Genomic DNA, 25058 nt, shown 5'->3' with positions numbered 1-25058 from the left:
AAGTCTCCGGTGGCGGGTAGTAAAGCTGAATTCAATGCTGGGGCTGCGCCGCCATGCGGGCGGCGGCGAAATGGGCCTGGGCGGTCTTGCGGCGCAGCGGCACCTCGGGCGACAGCGTGGCGCGCATGGTCTCCGCGATCAAGGGATGCAGTTCGGCGGCGCGGCCGGCCAGCACCACCGGGCGCACGCCGAAGCGCGACACCAGGGCGGCAGCCAGCCGCGCCAGTTCGCGCCCGGCTTGCTGCAGGATCAGGCGGGCGGCCTGGTCGTGCTCGGCGCTCGCGGCCACCGCCAGCGCCAGCTTGCCCACTTCGCCGCGCTCGCGGCCGTAGATGAACTGGCGCGAAAACGACCAGTCGCTGCCGCCCACGTAGTCGAACACGGCGCGCGCCATGGCGGAATCCTGCCAGGCGCCCGGCTCCTCGTCTTCGCGGCGCCAGATGCGGCGCAGCGCTTCGCGCGCGATCCAGAAGCCGCCGCCGCCGTCGTCCAGCGTGACGCCGCGGCCGCCGGCGCGGTGGAACTCGCCGCCCTGGTCGATATAGGCGGCGATGGAGCCGGTGCCGGCGTAGACCAGATAGCCTTCGCCGGGCTGGAAGCTGTCCAGGTAGGCGATTTCAATGTCGTTGGAAATAATGACGGCGGCCGGGGCGATGCCCAGCAGCTCGGCCAGCCACGCGGCCAGCAGTTCGCTGTCGCCGCCAAAGCCGGTCAGCCCGGCGCACACGCGCTGCGGGCGGCCGCTGGCCAGCACGTCGCCGGCCAGCGCGGCAAAGGTGGCGCGCACCGCGCCGCGGCCCGCTTCGTTGGCCATTTGCAAAGCCGACAAGCCGGCCACGCTGCCTTCGGCGACGATGGCGCCGGCCGGGTCGGCCAGCGCCCAGCGCGTTTGCGTGCCGCCGGCGTCTATGCCCAGGCCCAGCGTGGTGTCGTTGTCGGTTGTAGCCATCAGGACAGTTTATGTGAAAAGCAGCCGCGATTTGATGAAACCTTGGCCGCACACCATACCCGCAGGTTATGGATTTACAGCGGGACTGCCAGCGGGACTGCCAGCGAGCTGCGCATTGGCCTTCACACTCACGCGTTCGCTCTCGTTGCCCAGGCGGTCCACCGCGCTGACCACCACCGCGCCGGCTTGCACGCCGGCCTCGTCGGCCAGCGTGACTTCGCCGCGACCGGCCGGGGCCACGGTGAAGCGCCACTCCTCGCCGTAGCGCGCCCAGATGGCGTACAGGGTGGCGTTCTTGCCCGCGCTCAGCTTCAGGTCCAGGCCGGCCGCACCACGCCGCGCGCCCACCTTGGGTGCGCCCGGCGCTTCCGAGCCCAGCCAGGGCGAGGCGGGCGCCAGGGCGGCGCTCTGGTAGCTCACCGCCTTGAGCTGGTCGCTGATGCCCTTGCGGTTCTGCATCAGCGCGGCAATGCTGAAATGGACATGGCCGTTGGCGCCGGCGCGGCTGCGCGTGACGCCGATCTGCTTGACGATTTCCTCCGGCTCGAAGGACTTCACGCTGCCGTCGATGCGGCTGGTGTACAGGCCGGCCCAGACGTGGCGGCCGTGCGTGTTTTCGCGCAGCCAGTAGTCGAGCAGCACGTCGAAGGCCTGCGGCGGCGCGGCTATCGGCCAGTACAGCTGGGGCGCCAGGTAGTCCAGCCAGCCGTTTTTCAGCCACAGCTCGGCGTCCGCGTACAGCTTGTCGTACTGGCTGAAGCCGACGATGCCGGGCGGACGGCGGTCCGGGCGGCCGATGCCGAAGGGGCTGATGCCGAAGCGCACCCACGATTTTTCGCGGTGGATGCCGGTGTAGATCGCCTCGATCAGCTGGTTGACGTTCTGGCGGCGCCAGGAGGCGCGGTCCAGCTGGCCGCCGCCGGCGAGGTAGCGCTGCCAGGCGGGCTGGTCGGGGAAGTCCAGCTCGGGACGCGGCGCGTTGCCATTCGCACCCGGCGCGCCGGCTTCCAGCGCGGCCGCTTCGCCCGCCGCGCCCGGCGCTTCGATCGGGTAGGGATAGAAATAGTCGTCGATGTGCACGCCGTCGATGTCGTAGCGCTTCACCACGTCCAGGATCACGTCCAGCGTGTGCCTGGACGCCTCGGCCTCGCCCGGGTCCATCCACTGGTAGCGGCCGTAGGTTTTCACCGTCTGCGGCTTGGTCATGGAAATGTGGTCGCGCGAGTTGGCGGACTTGGCGGTGGCGTGGCGCGCACGGTAGGGGTTGAACCAGGCGTGCAGCTCCAGGCCGCGCGCGTGCGCCTGGTCGATCCAGAATTTGAGCGGATCGTACATGGGCGAGGGCGCCTTGCCCTGCTGGCCGCTCAGGTATTCGCTCCACGGCTCCAGTTCGGACGGGTAGATCGCGTCCGCGCTCGGGCGCACCTGCAGCACGATGGCGTTCAGGTTCAGCGCGCTGGCGCGGTCCAGTATGGCGATGGCTTCGGCCTGCTGCCTGGCCACCGGCAGGCCGGTGCGGCTGGGCCAGTCGATATTGGCGACGGTGGACACCCAGGCGGCGCGGAACTCGCGCGGCGCGGGCGGCGGCACCGGTCCGGTCAAACCAGGCGCGGCGCCGGGCGCGGCTGGCGCCATCGGGCCGCTGTCCGGCGCAGGCGTGAGCGGCGTGGTGGTGCAGGCGGCCAGGAAGGCGGCCACTGCCGCTGCTGCGCCGGCGGCCAGGGTCTGCCGCTTTTTCGGGTTAAAAGCCAAGTCCGTATCCTCGATTCAATTAGTGCGCGGTATTGTAATGTCAGTCCTTGCCGAAGGACGGGTCCACCTTGATCAGCGCGGTCATGATAAATGCCGGTATCGTCGCCAGGCACACCCACATGAAGAAGTGCTGGTAGCCCAGCTGCTGCTGGATCCAGCCGCTGGCCATTTGCGGCAGCATCATGCCCAGCGCCATGAAGCCGGTGCAGATGGCGTAGTGCGCGGTCTTGTGCGGGCCGTCCGCCACCATGATCATGTACAGCATGTAGGAAGTGAAGCCGAAGCCGTAGCCGAACTGCTCGACCGCCATGGCCACCGAAATCAGGTAGATGTTTTCCGGCAGCGCGCTGGACAGGTAGACGAACACCAGGTCCGGCAGGTGCACGGCAAACGCCATCGGCCACAGGCAGCGCTTGAGCCCGAAGCGCGAGATCACCACGCCGCCGGCCAGGCCGCCCAGCGTCAGCGCGACGATGCCTATGGTGCCGTACACCAGGCCCACTTCCTGGTTGCTCAGGCCCAGGCCGCCCTTGTCCAGCGGGTCCAGCAGGAAGGGCACGGCCAGCTTGAGCAGCTGCGCTTCGCCCAGGCGGAACAGCAGCAGAAAGCCCAGCGTGATGGCGATGCCCTCCTTGCGGAAGAAGGCGGCGAAGGTGGCGAAGAAGTCGCGGAACAGGTCGCCGCCGGCCGGCGCGCGCACGTCGGCGGCGGGCTTGGGCAGCAGGAAGAAGTGGTACACGCCCAGCACGCCGAACATGGCCGCCAGCACGAACAGCACGATGGACCAGGCCACGTGCGGGTCGCCCAGCGAGTCGGTCAGCTGGCCGGCCAGCCACAGCAGGCCGCCCTGTCCGGCGATCATGGCCAGGCGGTAGAAGGTGGAGCGCACGCCGACGAAGGCGGCCTGCTGCTGCTGGCGCAAGCCCAGCATGTAGAAGCCGTCGGCCGCGATGTCGTGCGTGGCCGAACTGAAGGCCATCAGCCACAGCACGGCCAGGCTGGCGCGGAAGAAATCGGGCAGTTTGGTGGTGAGGGCCACCCCGGCCAGCGCCGCGCCGATGACCAGCTGCAGCGCGATGATCCATTTGCGCTTGGTGCCCAGCAGCTCCACCACGGGCGACCACAGCGGCTTGATCACCCAGGGCAGGTACAGCCAGCCGGTGTAGAGCGCAATATCCGTATTGGAAATGCCGGTGTTCTTGTACATCGCCACCGACAGCGTCATCACTACGACATACGGAATGCCCTGGCCGAAGTACAAACTGGGGATCCACCACCAGGGGCTACGTTGAAGCGCGTCTTTCATTCCGTCCTTTGATGTCTCGTGTTATTGCTTTAGCGCCGCCCTCACACTGCCTTCGGCCAGATCCAGCGCGGCGCGCGCCTGGTCCACCGTCTGCCGGTTGAGCAGCGCCACGATGGCGACCTTGACGTGGAAGTTGCACTGCTCCAGCGTGGCGCGGGCGGCGGCTTCATCCACGCCGGTGGCGTGCATGGTCAGGCGCACGGAGCGCTGCACCAGCTTGGCGTTGGTGGGCTTCAAGTCTACCATCAGGTTGCCGTAGACCTTGTGCAGGCGCACCATCAAGGCGCTGGAGATGGTATTGAGCGCGATCTTCTGCGAAGTCCCCGCCTTCAGGCGCGTACTGCCGGAAATGACTTCCTCGCCGGTGTCCAGGGTGATGCCGATTTCGGCTTCCAGCGCCACCGGCGCGTCCGCGTTGTTGGCCAGGCCCACCGTCAGCGCGCCGGCTTCGCGCGCCGCATGCAGCGCGCCCAACACGTAGGGCGTGCCGCCCGAGGCGGCCAGCAGGAAGACCACGTCGTTGGGGCCGGGGGCCAGCGCCAGCAGGTCGGCGGCGCCTTGCGCACGGTCGTCCTCGGCGCCTTCCACGGCCTTGAACATGGCGCCGTTGCCGCCGGCCAGCAGGGCCAGCGCGCGCTCGTTGGGCCAGGAGAAGGTGGGGTGCAGCTCCACGCTGTCGAGCACGCCGAGGCGGCCCGAGGTGCCGGCGCCCGCGTAGATCAGGCGTCCGCCGGCCTGCATGCGCGGCACGGCGGCGGCGACGGCGGCGGCGATGCGGGGGGCGGCCGCTTGCACGGCGCGCACGGCGTTGAACTGGTCTTCAACGAAGGCGGATACCAGGTCGATGTCCAGGTATTGGTCCAGCTGCGCATGCTGCTGGCTAGGGGTTTCGGTTTTTAACATCGTCATCTGTCTGTGGGTGATACGATGAGACCAGTGTAATACCAAAACTGCACACCCTTCCCATGAAAGCTCGATGCGCTGGCATGCCTTAAAGTTATGCTGGCGCTTAGACCGGCGAGCGGCGCATTTCGGCCACGAAATCGTAGTGGTCGCTGCGGCAATAGGAATGGGTCAGCTCCACCGCTTCGCCGGATTCCAGGTAGGCGATGCGGGTAATGAACAGCACGGCCTGGCCTTCCGGCACGTCCAGCTGGCGCGCCAGTTCGCCCGAGGCGTTCATGGCGCGGATGTGCTGCAGCGCGCGGGCCGGCGCCTTGCCGGAGGCGTCCAGGAATTCATACAGGGAGTCGCCTATCGCTTCCGGGCGCGGCACCACGCTTTGCGGCAGCACGCTGACCTCGTAGGCCATCACCACGTCGTCGGCCAGGCGCAAGCGCTCCAGGCGCGCCACCTTGCTGTTCGGCGAAAGGGCCAGGCTCATCTGCTCGTCCGCGCTGGCGCTGACGATGGCGCGCTTGAGCCAGCGCGAGCCCGGTTTGTAGCCGCGCTGCTGCAGCTGCTCCGAAAAACTGGTGAGATTGGACAGCGGCTGTTCGATGCGCGGGGCAATATAGTTGCCCGACCCACGGCGGCGCACCACCAGGCCCTGGTCGACCAGCTGGTCGATGGCCTTGCGGGCAGTCACGCGGGACACGTTCAGCAATTCGGACAGCGTGCGTTCGGACGGCAGCGCCTGGTCGACCTGATAGCGCCCGTTGCGCACATCGTCGCTCAATTTACGTGCAATCTGCATATACAGCGGCGAATTGTCCTTTGCATCCGCTTGAAATTCAACGCTGGTCTGGCTCATATGGTATCTCCTAAGGCGTCTAGTGTAATAGCCAGGGCCAATTTGCGCTCATTTTTGGTTGCATGAAAATATACCGGCAACGCATAGCGCCAAGTTATGCGCGAATGAAACGATTTCATTAGGCGCGGCTATCCGGCGCCCGTATGCTCATTCAAACAACTATGCAACGAGGGACAGGCAATGAAACTGGGCATGCGCGCACTGCTGGGATGGGCACTGATGGGAAGCGGGATGATGCAGGCCATGGCCGAGGCCCCGGCCTCCGTGCAGCTGGACCGCGAGCTGGCCGCCGTCGTCAACGACGCGCAGCACCCGCTGTCCGGCCTGTCGGTGCTGGCCATCCGCGACGGCAAGGTGGCCTACCAGCAGCAGTTCGGCCTGCGCCGCATCGACACGGCGGGCACCGGCGTGACCGCGCCCGTGACGGCCGCCACCATGTTCCGCATTGCCTCCATCTCCAAGATGATGACCACCTTCGGCCTGATGAAGCTGGTGGAGGAAGGCAAGCTTGATCTCGATGCCGACGTGTCCGCCTACCTGGGCTTTCCTCTGCGCAATCCGAACGCGCCCGGCAGCGCCATCACGCTGCGCCACCTGCTGAGCCACACCTCTTCGCTGCGCGACGACGCCGGCTATTCCTGGGGCACGGACACCAGGCTGGCCGACGTGCTGCAGCCCGGCGGCGGCAAATACGGCGCCGGCGCCATGTGGGCGCAGGGCAAGAACGCCGCGCCCGGGACCTACTTCACCTACTGCAACCTGAACTGGGGCGTGATCGGCACCATCATGGAACGCGTGAGCGGCGAGCGCTTCGACCGCCTGATGAAGCGCCTGCTGCTGGCGCCGATGGGTTTGCGCGGCGGCTACAACACCTCCGAATTCTCGCCCGCCGAAGTGGCGGACACGGCCACGCTGTACCGCAAGCGCACCACCGACACCGAAATCTGGAATCCGGCCGGGCCGTGGATCGCCCAGGTGGACAACTACGGCGTGGTGGCGCCGGCCGCACCGGCGGGCATCGCCAGCTACGTAATCGGCAGCAACGCCACGCTGTTCAGCCCCACCGGCGGCATGCGCATCTCGGCGCCGGACATGGGCAAGATCATGCTGATGCTGATTAACGGCGGCACGCACGAGGGCAAGCAGATACTCAAGCCCGAGACCATTAAACTGATGTTCAGCGAACAGTGGACCTACAAGGAAAACGGCGGCGGCAACGGCGACACGCTGCGCGGCCTGTACCACAGCTGGGGCCTGGGCGCGCAGCGCTTCGCCGACACGCCGGGCGCCGGCAACCGCCTGGTGCAGGGCGGCGGCTTCAGCGCCGTGGGCCACCTGGGCGAAGCCTACGGCCTGGTGTCCACCTTCGCGGTCGACCTGGCCGGCCGCAACGGCCTGGTGTCGCTGATAGGCGGCTTCGGCACCGACCCGGAACAGTATCCGGGCCGCTATTCGGCGCTGGTGCGCTCCGAGGAAATGATATTGACGGCGCTGTACCGGCGCGCCGTACTGGGCCGCAGCGACTAGCGCGGCACAGCGCATCACCCAAGGTTATGGCCTGCGCATGACGATTCATTGGCTAGAAGCAGTGCCTGCCGCCACACTTTGAAACATCTAAATTAAACGGTTCTCCAGATGCAGCAAGGTACACAGCAAGACGCACAGCAGGTAGTGGTCATCGGCGGCGGCGTGGTGGGGCTGGCATCCGCCTGGTGGCTGCTGGAAGCCGGCTACCGCGTCACGCTGCTGGAACGCGCGCCCACCATGGGCAGCGCCTCGAGCTACCGCAACGGCGGGCAGCTCAGCTACCGCTACGTCGCCCCGCTGGCGGACGCCGGCGTGCCGCTGAAAGCGGTGCAATGGCTGTTCCAGCAGGACGGCCCGCTGCGCTTCCGCCCCGAAGCGGACCTGCGCCAATGGCGCTGGCTGGCCAGCTTCCTGGCCAACTGCAACGCCGCCAGCAACCGCCGCACCACGGCCAAGCTGCTGGAGCTGGGCGAACTGAGCCGCAACGCCATGGCGCAGCTGGAACTGGTGCTGCCGCTGTCCGAATTCGACTGGCGCGACGCGGGCAAGCTGGTGGTGTACCGCTCCAAAAAGATCTTCGACGCCGCCGTCGCGCGTCCGGATGCCGAAGGCAACCGCCAGGTGCTGACGGCGGCCGACACCGCGCGCATGGAACCGGCGCTGGCCGAGCTGAGCCCGCAGCTGGCCGGCGGCATCTACAACAAGGGCGAAGCGGTGGCCGACTGCCACGCCTTCTGCCTGGCGCTGGAGCAGCGCCTGCGCGCGCATCCGCGCTTCCAGGGCGTGATCCACGCCGAAGCGCGCGGCATCTTCGCCGAAAACGGCCGCATCTCCGCGATCGACACCAGCGAAGGCTGGATTTCGGCGGACCAGTTCGTGCTGGCCGCCGGCATCCAGAGCCGCGACCTGGCCGCCAGCGCAGGCATCTACCTGCCGCTGTACCCGCTGAAAGGCTACAGCCTGACCGCGCCGATCCGCGAGCAGGACTGCGCGCCGGAAATCAGCGTGACGGACTTCGAACGCAAAGTGCTGTACGCGCGCATCGGCGGCAGCCTGCGCATCGCCGCCATGGTGGACATGGTGGGCGAGGACACCAGCCTGGACCAGGACCGCGTGGCCGGCCTGAAACGCCTGGCGCGCGCCGCCATGCCGACGGCGGCCGACTACAGCCGCGCCGAAGCCTGGGCCGGCCTGCGTCCCGCCACGCCCAACAGTTCACCCATCATCGGCGCCACGCGCTATCCGAATTTGTGGCTGAACGTGGGCCACGGCCCGCTCGGCTTCACCTTCGCCTGCGGCACGGCCACCCTGCTGGCCGACCTGATGCGCGGCAAATCCACCCCCTTCGCCCTCGACGGCCTGACGCTGACCGCCTGATACCCTCACCGGGAGCTATGCGGCGTTGGTACCCTCATCGAGAATGTGCAGAAAATCCTGGTAGGCATACACTCGGCCACGCGGCGTCTAGCCAAGAAAAACGGAGGGCGAGGCTATTTGCTGCGAGCTTCACTACTGAGTTTTTCCGGTGCGCGGCAACAAGCCTGCAACACTAGCAGGGCAGGAAATGCCTCATCACTGGCATGCGGACCGTGTGGCTGTATGGCGCGACCCCGCCACCTTGGGCAAGTAAGGGGCGAGGGTGCGTTGCTGCCGCTACGCCGCCTTGGCGTGCATCAGCGAACAAGGTTGACGCTGTTTGGCCTGGCACAGGACGACCGCACGGACGAGCGGGTTTTCCAGTTGGGGGAGGTCAAAAAAAAGGTTCATCGCGGATTACCGGGATGAACCAAAAAAAAAAAACCTTCGGATAGTCCTGAAGGGGCTGGCCAGGCGATGACGAATTTCCTTGGCTCGTGGTTTGCCGGAACGGCGATGTTAGGTAACAGCGGGTTGTGGTGCGCAGCGAACCGCGCCGGCTCGTCATTCGTCTATTTCCGCACCATCATCGTCCTGGTTGTCGTCGTCGCTCTCGTCGCCAGTGTCGAGGCCCAGCTTTTTAAGGCTTTGCATTACTTGGCCGCATACAGGTGAACCATGGCGCAGGCCGTCAGAGACCGCAGGCGTCATCGTGTTGATTCCCTCGATCAGTCCCAACGCTTGGCCAGCCTGAAGGCCCTTAGCAAAGCCGACATCGTGACCTTTCGCCCACCCTTGCGCCATCCCTATGTCGAAGGCTACCTTCAAAATCGGTATGGCTCTGTTGAACTCTTCGTCGTTGCTCGTAGACATGTATTGTCCTTTCATTGATGTTGGCATGTGATTGAAAATTCCGACCGCCTCTGTCGCTTTTTAGCGAGCTTCGGTCAGTTGGCCTTGCGTGGTGCAATCTGCGAAACGCGGCCAGGCGACAGACCGTGTGCTTGAGCAACGACCTTGGTCGGAACTCCACGGGATACCGCTGATTTGATGGATTGATCGCGCAGGTTTTGTATGCTGCCTTCCAAACTCGCGATGTCGCGCGCTTGTGCCTGGACGATTTTTTCGAGTTGGTCGAGACGGTCGGCGTGCTGTTTCAGCTCACCGTTTTGTTCGACCAACGCGTCTTGAATGGCAGCGAGTGCTGCGTCGGTTTTGATGCCCATAATGCAGTTTTACCTCAAAAAAAGTTAATCAGAAGCCCGTAATTTAATTTACTAAATTAAGTTTTCGCCGTCAACATTTTTTTGAGTGGCAACGAAAGGGGGATCGTTTCGGCCTGCATGCCCCGTTCTCCGGTGGTGCGCTGCTCATCAGGTCGACACGATGCGGAAGCTCATCCCGCATCTGCAGCTAAATTAGGCGATGTGTCCACGCAGCGTTTCGCAGCTGATTCAGACCTTGGATTGCTGGCGCCGTTCTCCGACGACGGCGGCGGAGCAAAACAGACGCGCGATCACCCGGTCGGGAACACCGTATCTGATTAGCAACGCTATCGCCTCCAGTCTATTCTGCATGGAAAGGCTCGATTGAACTATGACGGCCATCTGCGAGTTCGGTCGGTCCATGATGTCGGAGTGAAGACAGGAATCGGCGCTGAAAGTTTCCACTGGGAATGCTAATCGCTGGTGCCGGTGACAGCCATTATGGCTGGGGGCCTGGCGGACTTAAACTATCTCAATGATGCGACGGTTTTTGCCCGCAACCTTGGGCAGAGCGTTAGCTGAGGAACAATATTTATCGCCACAATCTGATTGGGATTGCGCTAAATTAGCTGCGCAGCTAAACTAGCGAATATTGCTAAAGAAAAGAACTTTAACCTTATTTATCTGCGCAGATAAACTATGTCTATCCTTGAAAAGAATCTTGTCGAATCGCTACGCATGGCTCTGGCCAGCGCGGACATCGAGGTCGGCGAACCGATGTTCGACGTTTCCTACCGGGGCGGCAAGCTCGATTGTCTGTTGCATATCAACTCGCCCTATGGTCGCAGACGTCTGGCCGTCGAGTTGTTGCGCCAAGCCTATCCGAGAGACATCCGCGATGCTGCCTGGCAACTCCAAAGTTTCCTAAAGGATAACGACGAAGCCAAGGACATTATCCCAGTGGTGGCCGCGGAGTATCTCAGCGAAGGTGCGAAGGATGACCTGCGTCACCACAAACTCGCGTATTTCGAAGCCAGCGGCACGTTTTATTTGCGGCACAAGGAATGGCTCATCGATATCCAGCGCCCTTCCAGACCCAACGCCCGTCGGAGCGAAGTGCCGCTCTTTACTGGCGCCAGGGAGCAAGTCGTCCTGGCCTTGCTCGTGGAACGCCACAATTTTAGGAGCGGCCTGGAACTGGCAAAGCTGTCGGAGACGTCGACCTACACCGTGTCAACTGTGCTTGCGGAACTGGAGCGCAAGGAATGGATTGAGAGCGAGGGAAGCGGCCGGACGCTCCGTCGTAGGCTATCCCAGCCGACGGAATTGCTGGACGCGTGGGCGGAGGCGTGGACTCAGCGCAAAGACATTAAAACGAAGTGGTATTGCTTTATGTCCAATCCCACCAATATGCTCGAGCAATTCTTCGAGAAACTGGACGACTCATGGATGGGGAGGGACGACGGTGTCTTTACTGGCGCCGCAGCGGCGAACCGCATCACTCCGCATCTGACACGAACGGACACAGTCGAACTTATCATTCCTCCTGGTAAAGCTGGACTATATGAATTTTCGCTCAAGTTGAAACCGGTGGACAAGGGAGCCAACGTCACGCTGATCGAACGCACCGGCGCTAGCTTTCTGTTCACCGACAAAAAAACATCTTCCCAGCCCCGGTTGGCCAACCCTTTTATCCTGTATCTTGACTTGCTGGATGGCAAAGGTCGAAACAAGGAACTTGCTCATCAACTTCGCCTAAATGAACTAGGAATCTAAATATGGCCACTGCAGGAAAACCCAAAACAGCCGAAGGCTACGTCACCGCTCAAACCGAGGCCTGCGAACGGGTATTGGTCACGCTCCTGAAAGCGTTCGGTACACTGAAGAACTCGATCCGGTTGGTCGGCGGATTGGTGCCGCGCTACCTGACCCCGGAAGTGCCGCCGGACGTGCCGCCCCATGCGGGGACGACCGACGTCGACCTCGTCTTTAACCTGCAAGTGATTGCGGAAGGGGAGGGCTACGCGTCCTTGGGCGACCAGTTGAAAGCGCGTGGTTTTGCCCGCTACCTCAAGCCCGGCGCAAGAGGACCGAGCAGTTGGCAGTGGGAATACAAGATCTCCGAGCACGAAAGTGTCGTGGTGGAGTTTCTGCATAACGCGGCTGACGAATCTCAGGAAGGCAAGCTTACCTCGATCGAGGATGAGAAGGTGTCGGCCCTCGGCATCCGCCATGCCGGCGTGGTGCACACGTGGTTTCGCGAGAAAACAGTGACGGCGGAGTTGTTCGATGGAGCAGGGAAATCGACCGAGCTGGTTCGCTACGCAGACGTGACGTCTTTTGTCATCCTGAAGGCGCTCTCGTTCGCCGGCCGCGCCGAAAACAAGGATGCTGGCGACCTAGTCCATGTCATGCGGTATGCAGGTAAGCCCGAGGAGGTTGGAGATGAGATCGTCAAACGATACCGATCGGGCGAGCACAACCAAGCCATCCACGAAGCGCTCGAAGCTTTGCGAAACTGCTTTTGCGACGGAGAGGGCGTCGAAGGGTATGAGCGGGATGGCCCCGTCGCTGCAGCGAGGTTCAAACTGGGCCTCGATCCCGACGACGAAGACGAACGCGTTCGCGAGCAGCTGGACGTCGCAGGCCTGGTGATGGAGATCGTCACCTACGTCAAGGATCGCATTCACGCGGAAGAAAAGGCGGCGTGAGCCGCAAACCATGGGCATCGAATGAGTACCTTCACGCAGCAACAATTGGCAAAAGGCCGTGACCGTTTCCTGGCGGACCATCCCGCCATCAAGGCGCGCATCGCGGAACTGACGATCGGCTATGCCGATGCGCTCGGCGTCACGCTGGAGGCCTTCAGGAGACCGAGACTATGCGCGAGTTGCTGTTAATTGCACAGCAAAAGCACGTCGACTCGACGGAATTTTTCTGGCGCTACATCGCCGACACGCCCGAGGAACTGGCAACCATGCTCGTGCAGCAAGAGCAAAGCCTGCGGCAAATAATCGGCTGAATCCAGCAGTTGCCCTTTACCTCCATCCACTACGAGGCCGGGGGGATGGGATGAGCTTCTGGGCTCCCGTCCCCCTTGAACGATAAGCGGCAACAACGTACGGTGAGGGACAGCGTCGTGTCCAGCGTAAAATGCCGCACGAAATTCTGCACTTGCGCCGCTATGCGTTCCCGAATTGATCGAACGGCGTGATCTCATCCGATTCTGCAGGCGTCCATTCCCAATAGGGCTTCTTGCTTCTGCGATAAATTTCTTGCTTCTCCATTTTTCTTTTATCGTAGGCGGGCCGGCCGGTGACGCCGTACACTTCCATCGGGATGCCTTCGTTGCCGACGTCGCTGAGAATGAAATCGGGAAACACGACGTCAGTCGCCGCGTCAAAGCGCATCGGCTTGGTGAACTTGCGGCGATGCGCGACGAGCTTGTTGGCGACACGCAGCTCGTACGACGATTCGACAGGGATGAAAAAGTTATTCATCATCATCAGGGCCGCATCAATGACTACAAGCTTCGGATCTTTTCCGTTATCTTCCCATTTTGCGAGCGCCAGGCAGATGACGCGTGGCCGGTCTTTGTACTCTTGTTGCAACCACTCTTTTTTTACAGCGGCAGGATTTTCCAGGAGTCGCCCCACCAGCGGAAAGCGCTTGGCGAGGACGTCCAGTTCATTCTTCTTCAACAAGAAATTGCCGCCCCAATTGCATTTCAAAAAAGCGCCGCCGTGCGACGGAACGACGCCTTCCAGATTGAACAGCAGCAGGAAGTAGGGTTGATTGTTCTTGTCGATCTTGGCCGGTGGCGCTGCTGGCAGCCATGTCCGCTCCTGCTCGGGCTGTAGATGCAGGTGGTCCGACAGTTCGCGCGCACCGAGCCTGGTAGTGGCGATCGTAGCCATCAACTTGGTATAGGCCATGGCCCAGGGCATGATCTTCGGCGAGGTCCAGGTGTTCAATCCACTCTCGGTCCAGAGCTGGGACAGCAGCCCTCCGAGTCCCATCGAACCGCGCTGGAGCCTGCCTGTCTTGGCATCTCCATTGCCGGAAGGCGCTGCGGCCGGCTTGTCCGCGATTCCCAAGGGGAAGTTGACCTTGATATCGGTGACGCCGTTGTCGTCTTGTATCGCGCCCTGGTACTCGGCGGCGCCGCTGGTCGAGGTATTCTCGGAAAAAAGTTCGCAAGTATCCCTGGCATGCCGATGTGCGGTGCCGGGCATGCGGGCAAGGTAATAGCGCGACTTCCGACCGATCACCATCTCCACCTGGTCGACCGCCCTGGGATGGCACTGGCAGAGCAAACGATGGTCTCGCTGGGTCGCATACGCGTTGGCCAGCAGCACCTGGCCATCCTCGTGATCGCGCAGCCAATGCAGTTCGTATGTGCCCTTTTTTTGAACGCGGATCATGCTCATCTTATTGTCCATCGATTGTGTTTGCCTTAGGTTGGGTTTGTCCAGGTTGGACGTTCGGAGGCGACGGGGGAAGATTGATCGGCGTAACAGTGTAGCCATCCTTGGCCAGCAAAGCGAGCAAGCCCTGCGGGCCAGGCAGATGGGCGGCGCCGACGCCGACGACCGCATGGCCGGCGTCGAATGCCTGCTTCAACCCTGGTAGCCAGGCGACGTTGCGCTCGTCGATGAGGATCCGCTTGTACAGGCGCGCGTCAGCCGGCTGCTTGAAACTGTCGTCGATCAGGCGTGTGATGTGGTCGAAGTCGCCTCTGTTGAATGCTCCAACCAAGTCATCGTAGAAGCGCGTCAGGTCGAGCCTGGCGGCGTACTCGAAAGTTTCGACGTACAGCTTTTCCGGTATGGCGTCCCGGCGGACGGTAATTTGGGATATCGTCTCCAATTCCAGGAACGGGACCCCCTGCGCCTTTGCCATGGTTTCCAGCAGGGCGTCGCGCGAGGCTAGGCCGGGCGGTGCGCAGGGGACGAACGCCAGCGCGGCCCAGGTACGCGCGCTGCGCAGAGAGAGTACCCGCTCAAGTTTTTCCGCCGTCAGCGCCGCAGGCAGGCTGCACTCGAAGTTGCGCAGGACGGTATCTACTTGCGCAGCAGTGACCGTGCGCGCCCATTCCGCGCGCCTATTCCTCCCAGCGGCCTGCGCCACGAGTACTTCGGGTGCGGGCGTCCAATCGATCGGATCGTTCGCGGTCGAGTGCTCGACCGCGAATACCCTGGCGCCGTCGAACAGGCCAGGCGCCGGCTGCCGCAGCGCCACGTATGCAACATGCAAGGTGCCGATGACCACGCTCGGTTGGCCGTTCGGCGCGACGATGCGAAAGGCTGGCACGCTGGCGTCTGCACGCGCGCCAGCCAGGACGTTCAGCAGCAGCACCGCCGCCAGAAATTGTTCCAGGCGTCTCATCATAAAAATTCCCTTCATTGCTATGCCCTATTCTGGCGGCGTCGGCCAAAACGAGGACCGGAAAAATCGCCGGCAGCCGGCGCGGCACCAGCCACCATGATCTATGTCAAGCACATATCCCGAAAGATCCATAAACCATCGACCGTCAATGATTTGAATAATAAGCGTTTAACTGTCAAGTGTAAGCGTCCAGCCGTCCCACCTGTTCAGTAGGTTTAGGACGGCGTAGAGTTCGGAAATGGCAGCAATGAATCGATTTGGCTGTTAGGGCACGTCGGGGGACGTTCCATACACTGGCCAGCCAACTGAGCGGATCGAGTCCGTTCAGTTTGGCGGTGGCGAACAGGCTCTGGATAGCAGCGGCGCGGCGGCCGGCCCGCTCCGAACCGGTGAACAGCCAGTTCTTCTTGCCAATAGCAATGGGACGGGTGGCATTTTCGACCGGATTGTTGTCGATCGGCAGACTGCCCGAGTCCGCATAGCGGATAAGCGCCGGCCAGCACTTGAGCGCATGGTCGATGGCTTTGGCCGTGCTGCTGCCAATGGCAATGGTGCGTTGGGTCGCCAGCAACCAGGTGTGCAAATCGTTTAGCGCCGGCACGGCCAAGCGCTAGCGTAACACCAGCCGCTGCGGCGGATCGAGTCCCGCGCCTTGCTGCTCGATCGCGTACAGCGCCGCGATGCGGCGCAACGCCTCCTCGGCGGCGGGGCTGCCGCTGGCGGCGTGCACGTCAAAGAACTTGCGCCGGATATGGGCGAGACAGGCCAATTCGGTGGGGCCGTCGGTGAACAGGGATTTGTAGCCCACATAGTCGTCCACCATCAGATGGCCGCGCCAGCCATGCAGGAAGGCGCGTGCGTGCGCGCCGGCCCGGCTGGTCTGGTAGTCGAACACGACGATGGGCGGACCGGCGTCGTGCACGCCGGAGCGGTAGGCCCACAGATAGGCGTGTTTGGTCTTGCCGCTGCCCGGATCGAGTTGACGCACCGGTGTCTCGTCGGCATGTAAGCAGGCCTGTTGCCGCAGCAGTTCGGCGAGCCGGTCGGCCAGCGGCTGCAAGGCCACGCTGATGCGGCCGATCTACTCGGCCAGGGTCGAGCGGGCCAGCGGCACACCTTGGCGGGCCGCGATCTGCTCGATTCGGTACAGCGGTAAATGGTCGAGGTATTTGCAGCCCGCGATCCACGCCAGCAAGCCCACGGCGGCCATGCAGCCATCGATGATGGCCGCCGGGATCGGCGCTGCCGTCGCCGTCTCGCAGGGACGGCAGGCATACTGGGGACGGATGTGGCGGTGCACGAAAAAGCGCGCCGGTTCCACGTCCAGTTGCTCGCTGACGTCCTCGCCGATCTTGACCAGGTCGGCGCCGCACTGGCCGCACTGGCACGATGCCGGCTCATGGCGGTGCTCGATGCGCGGCAGCTCAGGCGGCAACGACTGCCGGCCGGCGCGTTGGCGCTGCCGCGTGGCCGGCGCGTGCCCCTCGAGCTCTTGCTCGATGGCAGCCAGGTCCATGTCGACCGTTTCCTCGAACAGCAGGCGCTGCTCGCCGACCAGCGCCTCGCTGGCCTTGCCGAAGCGGATGCGCCGGTAGTAGGCCAGTTCGTACGTCAACGCGGTGATCTTGAACTCCTTTTCAGCCAGCAGGGCATCGCGCCGCGACAAGGCCGGGTCGCGTTGCGCCAGATCGGCCTGCTGCTGCTCGACCAGAGGCGCGCACCTGCGCCAGCAGGGCGGGGGCGATGTCGGTGCGGGCAAGGTCGTCGAGCGGGTTCATGCTACGCAGTTTACAGCATGTCCTTATACACAAGTCTGAGATAGACAGCCAGCTCATGAAAAAGCAGTTTACATTCAGGGACTTGCAGCGGGCCTTGTAAACCGTCGCCATTTCGCGTTTACTCTCATATTTTGGGTGACGCATTGACGACCGCAGCACAGTGGACAGCCACGGAATTTGCACAGTTGAACCTCGGCGATGCGCGCCTCAACAATCGAGCGAGGACGTTGATGGAGCGATTTGCAGCTGACCCGACGGCGAGTATTCCCGATGCCCTGCCATGGCTGGGCGGAAACGATGGCCGCCTACCGGTTCCTGAGTAATGATGCTGTCGATTGGCAGGATATCCTGGCGCCACATTGGGAACAAACGCGACAGCGCATGCAAGCTCAAGCGGTTGTACTTTGCCTGCAGGACACCACCGAGCTCAACTTCAATGGGCAGGAAATTGAAGGCTTAGGGCCGCTCTGTTACGAGGCGCAGCGCGGCATGTATTTGCATCCGACGTATGCGGTAACTCCGGAGCGGGAAGCACTTGGGGTGCTCGATGCCTGGATGTGGGCGCGCAGCAAAAAAGATGCGGCAGGCAAACGTAGCGACCTGAAGGAAAGCCTGCGCTGGATTGAAGGCTATGAGCGGGTGGCTGAGATGGCGCCGGACTTTCCGGAAACGCGCCTGGTTTATCTGGCTGATCGTGAAGCGGACCTGATGCCGTTGATGCGACGGGCACAGCAACTAGGTGAGCCAGCGGACTGGCTGATCCGAGCAGCCCATAATCGCTGCGTGTCCGATGGCGGAAAACTGTGGGATCACACCATGGCTGGTGAACCAATCGGACAAATCGAATTTGCCATGGCTTCCCGGCACGGCGTCAAAGCACGCCCGGTACGCCAGCAGCTATGGCGGCAACGCGTGACATTGAGTAGTGATGGCGGGACGCCCCTGATGGTGACGTGTGTCGTTGCCCGCGAGGTTGATGCGCCCGCCGGGAGCAAGCCGGTCGAATGGCGTTTGCTCACCAACCGCTGCGCCGAGACATGCGCCGAAGTGGTAGAGCTGATCGACTGGTATCGAGCCCGCTGGGAAATCGAAATGCTGTTCGACATCCTGAAGAATGCATGCCGCATCGAGTCGCTACAATTGGAGCACATCGGCAAACTTGAGCGTGCTATTGCGATGTATCTGGTGGTGGCATGGCGCATTGCGCACCTGATGCGGCTAGGCCGTACTTGCCCTGAGCTCGATGCCAGTCGCTTTTTCGATTGGGCCGAGATCCGTGCAGCTTACATGCGTTCCAAGGCTGGGCCGCCCGCAGCGCCCACACTCAACGAAGTGCTGCGCTTGATCGCCGGCTTTGGTGGTTTCCTGGCGCGCAAAAGCGACGGTAAACCGGGAGTACAAACACTTTGGAAGGGGCTTCGAAAAATATGAATCGCGGCGGAGGCACTGCGTGCCGCAGATGCCTCATATCGCTAATTCAGACTTGTGTATAAGGGCATGCCCAAAAGTATGGCTTCATGAACCCCACAACTTTACATTGCGAAGGCGTTGTTGCATAAATCAACTCCGACGTCAACGAGGCGACAGCCGTCGGCCGAGCAAAGGGACTACCTCTAATTTGTGAACGAATGCGCACCTTGCCGAACACAAGCTGTCCACGTCGTCGAATAGCCCGTCCAGTAACGCTGAAGTACGCACCGACTGCATTGAGGCGGCAGGCTCCGTTATGGCGGATAATTGCGGGATGTCCAAGTCCAAATCCCCAGCGGCCTGCCCATGCGGCGGGCCATCGCTTGCCGCCTGCTGCGGCCCATATATAGACGGCGCGGCGCTGCCGCAAACTGCCGAGGCGCTGATGCGCTCGCGCTACAGCGCCTACAGCCTCGGCATCGAAGCCTATCTGCAAGCCACCTGGCACCCCAGCACCCGCCCGCAGGAAGCCATCATCGGCAGCGATGAAAAATTGCAATGGCTGGGACTTGAGGTAAAATCTGATTTACGTTTACGTCAACGTAAAGCAGAGAACGAAGACTTTGTTGAATTTGTGGCACGCTTCCGCGTCAACGGGCGCGGCCAGCGCCTGCACGAAGTCAGCCGCTTTCTGCGCGAGCCCTCCCCAGAGGGCCTGCGCTGGTTTTACGTAGACGGTACTTTCCCCGAATAGACAGCACGCGCCGGAGACAGCGCGACCAGAACAAGAGGAATCCGAATGCCGCATATCGAAAGCAAACTCAATCCGCGCAGCGAGGACTTCAAGTCCAACGCGTCGGCCATGCAAGCCCTGGTCGACGACCTGCGCGACAAGGTGGCGAAGATTGCCCAGGGCGGCGGCGAGGCGGCCAGCGCCAAGCACGTTGCGCGCGGCAAGCTGCTGCCGCGCGACCGCGTGCAGATGCTGCTCGATCCCGGCACGCCCTTCCTCGAATTCTCGCAAATGGCCGCCTACGGCATGTACCAGGACGCCAAGGGCGCCGACGCGGCGCCGGCGGCCGGCATCATCACCGGCATCGGCCGCGTGGCCGGCCAGGAATGCGTCATCGTCTGCAACGACGCCACCGTCAAGGGCGGCACCTACTATCCAGTCACGGTGAAGAAGCACCTGCGCGCGCAGGAAATCGCCGACCAGAACAACCTGCCCTGCATCTACCTGGTGGACTCGGGCGGCGCCAACCTGCCCAACCAGGACGACGTGTTCCCGGACCGCGACCACTTCGGCCGCATCTTCTACAACCAGGCCAATATGTCGGCCAAGGGCATCCCGCAGATCGCGGTGGTGATGGGCTCCTGCACCGCGGGCGGCGCCTATGTGCCGGCCATGAGCGACGAGTCCATCATCGTCAAGGAACAGGGCACCATCTTCCTCGGCGGCCCGCCGCTGGTGAAGGCGGCCACCGGCGAAGTGGTGACGGCGGAAGACCTGGGCGGCGGCGACGTGCACACGCGCTTGTCCGGCGTGGCCGACCACCTGGCGCAGAACGACCTGCACGCGCTGTCGCTGGCGCGGACCATCGTCTCGAACCTGAACCGCACCAAGCCGCAGCAGATGGCCTTGCGCGAGTCCGTGGAACCGAAGTACCCGACGCAGGAACTGTACGGCGTGATCCCGGTCGACACCCGCAAGCCTTTCGACATCCGCGAAGTGATCGCGCGCATCGTCGACGGCAGCGATTTCGACGAATTCAAGGCGCGCTACGGCGCCACGCTGGTGTGCGGCTTCGCCCATATCTACGGCATGAAAGTGGGCATCATCGCCAACAACGGCATCCTGTTCTCCGAGTCCGCGCTGAAAGGCGCGCACTTCATCGAACTGTGCGCGCAGCGCAAGATTCCGCTGGTGTTCCTGCAAAATATCACCGGCTTCATGGTGGGCCGCAAATACGAAAACGAAGGCATCGCCCGCAACGGCGCCAAGATGGTGACGGCGGTGGCCACCGCCGCCGTGCCGAAGTTCACCGTCATCATCGGCGGCAGCTTCGGGGCAGGCAACTACGGCATGTGCGGCCGCGCCTACTCGCCGCGCTTCATGTGGATGTGGCCGAACGCGCGCATCTCGGTAATGGGCGGGGACCAGGCCGCGTCGGTGCTGGCCACCGTCAAGCGCGACGGCATCGAATCGAAAGGCGGCCAGTGGAGCGCCGACGAGGAAGCCGCCTTCAAGCAGCCGATCAAGGACCAGTACGAGCACCAGGGCCATCCCTACTACGCCACCGCGCGCCTGTGGGACGACGGCGTGATCGACCCGGCCGACACCCGCATGGTGCTGGGCCTGGGCCTGTCCGCCGCGCTCAATGCGGAAATCCCGGACACCAAGTTCGGCGTATTCCGCATGTAAGGGGGCATATATGGCATACGAAACCCTGGAAGTGACAATCGCGGGTACACTGGCGACCGTTACGCTGAACCGCCCGGACGTGCGCAACGCGTTCAACGAGAAGACCATCAACGAGCTGACGCTGGCTTTCGACGAGCTGGGCCGCAATGACGCGGTGCGCGCCGTGGTGCTGGCCGCCAACGGCGCGGCCTTCTGCGCGGGCGGCGATTTGAACTGGATGAAGGCAATGGCGGGCTATACGCACGCCGAGAACAATGCGGACGCCATGCAGCTGGCGCAAATGCTGCGCACCATCTACCTGTGCCCCAAGCCCGTGGTGGCCAGGGTGCACGGCGACTGCTACGCCGGCGGCATGGGCCTGGTGGCCGCGTGCGACGTGGTGGTGGTGGCCGATGTGGCCAATTTCTGCCTGAGCGAAGTGAAGCTGGGACTGATCCCGGCCACCATTTCACCTTATGTAATCAAAGCCATGGGCGAGCAGGCTTCGCGCCGCTACTTCCTGACCGCCGAGCGCTTTGGCGCGGCGGAAGCCTACCGCATCGGTTTCGCCCACGAGGTGGCGCCGGCGGACGGTCTCGACGCGAAAGTCGCGGAGATCGTCAAGGCGCTGCTGGGGAACAGCCCGAACGCAGTGAAGGAAGCCAAGACGCTGGTGCGCGACGTGGCCGGACAGCCGGTCACCGACGCGCTGCTGGCCGACACGGCGCTGCGCATCGCGCATATCCGCGCGTCGGAGCAGGGCCGTGAAGGCGTTGCGTCCTTCCTGGAGAAGCGCAAGCCCGGATGGCTAAACTAATGGAGTATGTTTGGAATCGACTCAAACAAGTGATTGGGTAGCACGCAGCCTGCGCAGTGTATGGCATCCGTGCACCCAGATGCAGCACCACGAGACTGTACCGCTGATCCCGGTGAAGTACGGCCGTGGCGCGTGGCTGTACGACCATGAAGGCCGCCGCTACCTGGACGCGATCAGCTCCTGGTGGGTGAACCTGTTCGGCCACGCCAACCCGCGCATCAACGCCGCGCTGAAAGACCAGCTGGACTCGCTGGAGCACGCCATGCTGGCCGGCTTCACGCACGAGCCGGTGATCGAACTGTCCGAGCGCCTGGCCGCTTTGACGGGCCACAACCTGGGCCACGCGTTCTACGCATCGGACGGCGCTTCCGCCGTCGAAATCGCTTTGAAGATGAGCTTCCACTCCTGGCGCAACAAGGGCCGGGCGGACAAGCAGGAATTCGTCTGCCTCAAGGGCAGCTACCACGGCGAGACCATAGGCGCCCTGGCCGTCACCGACGTGGCGCTGTTCAAGGACGCCTACGGCCCGCTGCTGCGCGCCACGCAAACGGTGATGTCGCCAGATGCGCGCCAGGCAGCCGAAGGGGAAACGGCGCAGGAGCGCGCAGAAAATGCGGCCCGCCGCGCCGCCGCCGACGTGGAACGCCTGTTCAACGAGCGCGGCGACAAGATCGCCGCCATCATCATCGAGCCGCTGGTGCAGTGCGCCACCGGCATGGCGATGCACGACCCGCTCTACCTGCAGCTGGTGCGCGCGCTGTGCGATAAACATGCCGTGCACCTGATCCTGGACGAAATCGCCGTCGGCTGCGGCCGCACCGGCACCTTCTTCGCCTGCGAGCAGGCCGCCATCTGGCCGGACTTCCTGTGCCTGTCCAAAGGCATCAGCGGCGGCTACCTGCCCTTGTCGCTGGTGCTGTCGCGCGACGAGATCTATCAGGCCTTCTACAGCTCCGACGTCACGCGCGGCTTCCTGCACTCGCATTCCTACACCGGCAACCCGCTGGCTTGCCGCGCCGCGCTGGCCACGCTGGACATCTTCGAGCAGGACAATGTGCTGGCCGCGAACAAGGTCCGCGCCGAACGCCTGACCAAGGCGCTGGCGCCGCTGGCCAGCCACGAGCGCATCAAGAACGCACGCCGGCAGGGCATGATCTGGGCCTTCGACGCCATAGACGCGGGACCGGCTTTCTCGCGCCGCTACTTCGCCGAAGCCACGCGCCAGGAACTGCTGCTGCGCCCCATCGGTTCGACCATCTACCTGATGCCGCCCTACATCCTCGACGACGAGGAAATCGACGGCCTGGCTGCGCGCACACTGTCCGTGTTCGAAGCCACGCTGGCCGGAGCGGGGGCATGATGGAACTGCTGACCAAACTCCAGTCCCGGCTCGACGTGCTGGAAGAACGCAGCCTGATACGCAAGCGCCGCACGGTCGATTCCCCGACCGGCCCGCGCCTGACCGTGGACGGCCGCGAAGTGCTGTGCTTCAGCAGCAACGACTACCTGAGCCTGGCCAGCCATCCGCGCGTGATGGCGGCGCTGCAGGAAGGCGTGGCGCTGTACGGCGCAGGCAGCGGCGCCTCGCACCTGATCAGCGGCCATAGCCGCGCCCACGCGCAGCTGGAAGAGCGCCTGGCCGAATTCGTCGGCACGCATATCGCGTCGGCGCGCGCGCTGTACTTCTGCACCGGCTACATGGCCAACCTGGCGGTGCTGACCGGCCTGGCAGCGGGCGACAAGGACACCGAGTTCTTCTCCGAATCGCTGAACCACGCCTCGCTGATCGACGGCGCGCGCCTGTCGCGCACCACCATCAAAGTCTACGGCCACGCGGACGTGGAAGCGCTGGCGGGCCTGCTGGCCGCCAGCACCGCCGCCAACAAGATCGTGGTCACCGATTCCGTGTTCAGCATGGACGGCGACCTGGCCCCGCTGCCGGAGCTGCTGGCGCTGTGCGAACAGCACGGCGCCTGGCTGGTGGTGGACGACGCGCACGGCTTCGGCACCCTGGGCGAGAACGGACGCGGCGCGCTGGAGCACTTCAATCTGCGATCGCCCTACCTGGTCTACATGGGCACGCTGGGCAAGGCCGCCGGCGTGGGCGGCGCCTTCGTCGCCGCGCACGAAGTGGTGATCGAAACCCTGATCCAGACAGCCCGTCCCTACATCTTCACCACCGCCGCGCCGCCGGCGCTGGCGCACGCGCTGCTGGCCAGCATCGACATCATCGCCGGCGAAGAAGGCCGCGCGCGCCGCGCCAACGTGCAAAGCCTGGTGCAGCAGCTGCGCGCCGGCCTGCGGCTGGAGCGCTGGCGGCACATGCCGTCCGATACGGCGGTGCAGCCCATCATCATCGGCGAGAACCCGGAGACCATGCGCGCCGCGGCAGCCCTGTACGCGCAAGGCCTGTGGGTAGGCGGCATCCGCCCGCCCACGGTCCCGCAAGGCACCTCGCGCCTGCGCGTAACGCTGGCGGCAGGCCACACCGCTGCCGAAGTGGACCAGCTCATCGCAGCATTGAACGCACTGGAAAGGACCAGCCATGAGCGTTGAAAACTCGGGCATCGCGCCCACCGCAGACGCGCCGGACGTGGTTGTGGCCGCGCCGGATACCGATGTCGCAATCGGCCTGGCAACGCCTGCGGCGGATACCGCCGCCGCGAAGGAAAGCAGCGCCTCGGCGGCGCCCGCCGTTGCAGGCCTGCCGCCGCGCTTCTCCTGCTTCGTCACCGGCACGGATACCGAAATCGGCAAGACGCTCACTTCGTCGGCGCTGCTGCACGCGCTGGTGCAGCAAGGCGTACGCGCCTGCGGCATGAAGCCCGTGGCGGCCGGCGCGGAGATACGCAACGGCGTGCTGCATAACGACGACGCCGACCAGCTGGCCGCCGCCGGCAACGTCACCATGCTGCAGTCGCTGACCACGCCCTACATGCTGAAAGAACCGGCCGCGCCGCACATCGCCGCCGCCATGGAAGGCGTGACCATAGACGCGGTGCCCATCCTGGCCGCCTACCTGGAGATCGCCGCCGCCACGGACGCCGTGGTGGTGGAAGGCGTGGGCGGCTTCCGCGTGCCGCTGAACGACAGCTTCGACACCGCCGACCTGGCGCAGCAGCTCAACCTGCCGGTGATCCTGGTGGTGGGCCTGCGCCTGGGCTGCATCAGCCACGCGCTGCTGACCGCCGAGGCCATCGCCGCGCGCGGCCTGAAGCTGGTGGGCTGGGTGGCCAACGAGCTGCAAGCCGAGATGAATTTCGCCGACGAGAACGTGGCGGCGCTGGCGCAGCGCATTCCCGCTCCGCTGCTGGGCCGCGTGCCGCGCCTGGCGCAGCCGACTGCCGCAGCGGCAGCCGCGCACCTGAATTTTACGGGCCTGCCGAACTGGCCGGCCCGCCGCAACAATACCTGAA

At 63.8% G+C, this 25058-nt stretch carries 21 protein-coding genes and 2 pseudogenes; 13 read left to right on the top strand and 10 right to left on the bottom strand.

From position 1 onward, the window contains the following. Positions 1-31: 31 nt before the first annotated feature. The 5 genes from AC07S4_RS19210 to AC07S4_RS19190 form a co-directional block, all read right to left on the bottom strand. A complete protein-coding gene (locus tag AC07S4_RS19210; RefSeq protein ID WP_494988169.1) occupies positions 32-949 on the bottom strand; it encodes an N-acetylglucosamine kinase in 918 nt (305 codons plus the stop codon). Between the two features lie 66 nt (positions 950-1015). Then, on the bottom strand, positions 1016-2701 hold the full coding sequence (locus AC07S4_RS19205) for a glycoside hydrolase family 10-like protein (protein ID WP_494988168.1): 1686 nt from the start codon (positions 2699-2701) through the stop codon (positions 1016-1018). A 40-nt stretch (positions 2702-2741) separates the two neighbouring features. Beyond that, positions 2742-4007 (bottom strand): MFS transporter, encoded by a 1266-nt coding sequence (locus AC07S4_RS19200; RefSeq protein WP_494988167.1) that lies wholly within the window; start codon positions 4005-4007, stop codon positions 2742-2744. A gap of 21 nt (positions 4008-4028) precedes the next feature. Then, positions 4029-4910 (bottom strand): N-acetylmuramic acid 6-phosphate etherase, encoded by an 882-nt coding sequence (locus AC07S4_RS19195; protein ID WP_494988260.1) that lies wholly within the window; start codon positions 4908-4910, stop codon positions 4029-4031. Positions 4911-5016: 106 nt separating this feature from the next. Continuing rightward, positions 5017-5760, bottom strand: coding sequence for a GntR family transcriptional regulator (locus AC07S4_RS19190; RefSeq protein ID WP_161070351.1), 744 nt, complete (start codon positions 5758-5760; stop codon positions 5017-5019). A gap of 180 nt (positions 5761-5940) precedes the next feature. Here AC07S4_RS19190 and AC07S4_RS19185 point away from each other — a divergent pair, with 180 nt between their 5' ends. Further along, positions 5941-7287 carry a serine hydrolase domain-containing protein gene (locus AC07S4_RS19185; protein ID WP_494988166.1) on the top strand — a complete coding sequence of 449 codons (1347 nt, stop codon included), beginning with the start codon at positions 5941-5943 and terminating at the stop codon, positions 7285-7287. A gap of 108 nt (positions 7288-7395) precedes the next feature. Further along, the gene (locus tag AC07S4_RS19180) at positions 7396-8664 is read left to right on the top strand and encodes a D-amino acid dehydrogenase (protein WP_494988165.1); all 1269 of its coding nucleotides are present in this window, start codon (positions 7396-7398) and stop codon (positions 8662-8664) included. A 543-nt stretch (positions 8665-9207) separates the two neighbouring features. On the opposite strand, the gene AC07S4_RS19175 is transcribed toward AC07S4_RS19180, so the two are convergent. Together AC07S4_RS19175 and AC07S4_RS19170 are read right to left on the bottom strand one after the other, a co-directional pair. Further along, complete coding sequence (locus tag AC07S4_RS19175; RefSeq protein ID WP_494988164.1) at positions 9208-9516, bottom strand: hypothetical protein; 309 nt, start codon at positions 9514-9516, stop codon at positions 9208-9210. 74 nt (positions 9517-9590) lie between these two features. Then, positions 9591-9869, bottom strand: a complete 279-nt coding sequence (locus AC07S4_RS19170; protein ID WP_494988163.1) for a hypothetical protein — start codon at positions 9867-9869, stop codon at positions 9591-9593. A 678-nt stretch (positions 9870-10547) separates the two neighbouring features. Between AC07S4_RS19170 and AC07S4_RS19165 the strand changes: the two genes are divergently transcribed. From AC07S4_RS19165 to AC07S4_RS19150, 4 genes are read left to right on the top strand one after another with little or no spacing between them, the layout of a single operon-like run. Continuing rightward, positions 10548-11624 carry a type IV toxin-antitoxin system AbiEi family antitoxin gene (locus AC07S4_RS19165; RefSeq protein WP_494988162.1) on the top strand — a complete coding sequence of 359 codons (1077 nt, stop codon included), beginning with the start codon at positions 10548-10550 and terminating at the stop codon, positions 11622-11624. Positions 11625-11626: 2 nt separating this feature from the next. Beyond that, complete coding sequence (locus AC07S4_RS19160) at positions 11627-12559, top strand: hypothetical protein (RefSeq protein WP_494988161.1); 933 nt, start codon at positions 11627-11629, stop codon at positions 12557-12559. 21 nt (positions 12560-12580) lie between these two features. After that, positions 12581-12748, top strand: coding sequence for a hypothetical protein (locus AC07S4_RS19155; protein WP_494988160.1), 168 nt, complete (start codon positions 12581-12583; stop codon positions 12746-12748). Continuing rightward, on the top strand, positions 12730-12870 hold the full coding sequence (locus AC07S4_RS19150; RefSeq protein WP_494988159.1) for a hypothetical protein: 141 nt from the start codon (positions 12730-12732) through the stop codon (positions 12868-12870). Before AC07S4_RS19155 ends, AC07S4_RS19150 begins: the two co-directional genes overlap by 19 nt. 160 nt (positions 12871-13030) lie before the next feature. Here the strand turns inward: AC07S4_RS19150 and AC07S4_RS19145 are convergent, their stop codons facing one another. The 3 genes and pseudogenes from AC07S4_RS19145 to tnpC all read right to left on the bottom strand — a co-directional run bounded on the left by AC07S4_RS19145 (position 13031) and on the right by tnpC (position 16995). Continuing rightward, positions 13031-14278 (bottom strand): DUF1173 family protein, encoded by a 1248-nt coding sequence (locus tag AC07S4_RS19145; RefSeq protein ID WP_494988158.1) that lies wholly within the window; start codon positions 14276-14278, stop codon positions 13031-13033. Position 14279: 1 nt separating this feature from the next. Then, a complete protein-coding gene (locus AC07S4_RS19140; RefSeq protein WP_494988157.1) occupies positions 14280-15239 on the bottom strand; it encodes a TraB/GumN family protein in 960 nt (319 codons plus the stop codon). 212 nt (positions 15240-15451) lie between these two features. Continuing rightward, positions 15452-16995, bottom strand: a pseudogene (gene tnpC / locus AC07S4_RS19135) (IS66 family transposase). A 150-nt stretch (positions 16996-17145) separates the two neighbouring features. Between tnpC and AC07S4_RS19130 the strand changes: the two are divergent. From AC07S4_RS19130 to bioD, 7 genes and pseudogenes are all read left to right on the top strand, one after another. Beyond that, positions 17146-18445: pseudogene (locus tag AC07S4_RS19130) on the top strand (IS4 family transposase). Positions 18446-18758: 313 nt separating this feature from the next. Further along, complete coding sequence (locus AC07S4_RS19125; RefSeq protein WP_494988156.1) at positions 18759-19178, top strand: YchJ family protein; 420 nt, start codon at positions 18759-18761, stop codon at positions 19176-19178. A 45-nt stretch (positions 19179-19223) separates the two neighbouring features. Continuing rightward, positions 19224-20846, top strand: a complete 1623-nt coding sequence (locus tag AC07S4_RS19120; RefSeq protein WP_494988155.1) for a carboxyl transferase domain-containing protein — start codon at positions 19224-19226, stop codon at positions 20844-20846. A gap of 10 nt (positions 20847-20856) precedes the next feature. Continuing rightward, the gene (locus AC07S4_RS19115) at positions 20857-21642 is read left to right on the top strand and encodes an enoyl-CoA hydratase/isomerase family protein (RefSeq protein ID WP_494988154.1); all 786 of its coding nucleotides are present in this window, start codon (positions 20857-20859) and stop codon (positions 21640-21642) included. 10 nt (positions 21643-21652) lie between these two features. Then, positions 21653-23002, top strand: a complete 1350-nt coding sequence (gene bioA / locus AC07S4_RS19110) for an adenosylmethionine--8-amino-7-oxononanoate transaminase (protein WP_494988153.1) — start codon at positions 21653-21655, stop codon at positions 23000-23002. Further along, positions 23002-24198: an 8-amino-7-oxononanoate synthase gene (bioF, locus tag AC07S4_RS19105; RefSeq protein WP_494988259.1), complete on the top strand. Its 1197-nt coding sequence runs from the start codon at positions 23002-23004 to the stop codon at positions 24196-24198. Before bioA ends, bioF begins: the two co-directional genes overlap by 1 nt. Further along, positions 24188-25057, top strand: coding sequence for a dethiobiotin synthase (bioD, locus tag AC07S4_RS19100; protein ID WP_494988152.1), 870 nt, complete (start codon positions 24188-24190; stop codon positions 25055-25057). The genes bioF and bioD overlap by 11 nt, the downstream gene beginning before the upstream one ends. Position 25058 lies beyond the last annotated feature (1 nt).

The sequence above is a fragment of the Pseudoduganella sp. GW821-FHT05F09 genome (assembly GCF_059419605.1).
This window is presented reverse-complemented; position numbering and strand designations above follow the sequence as displayed.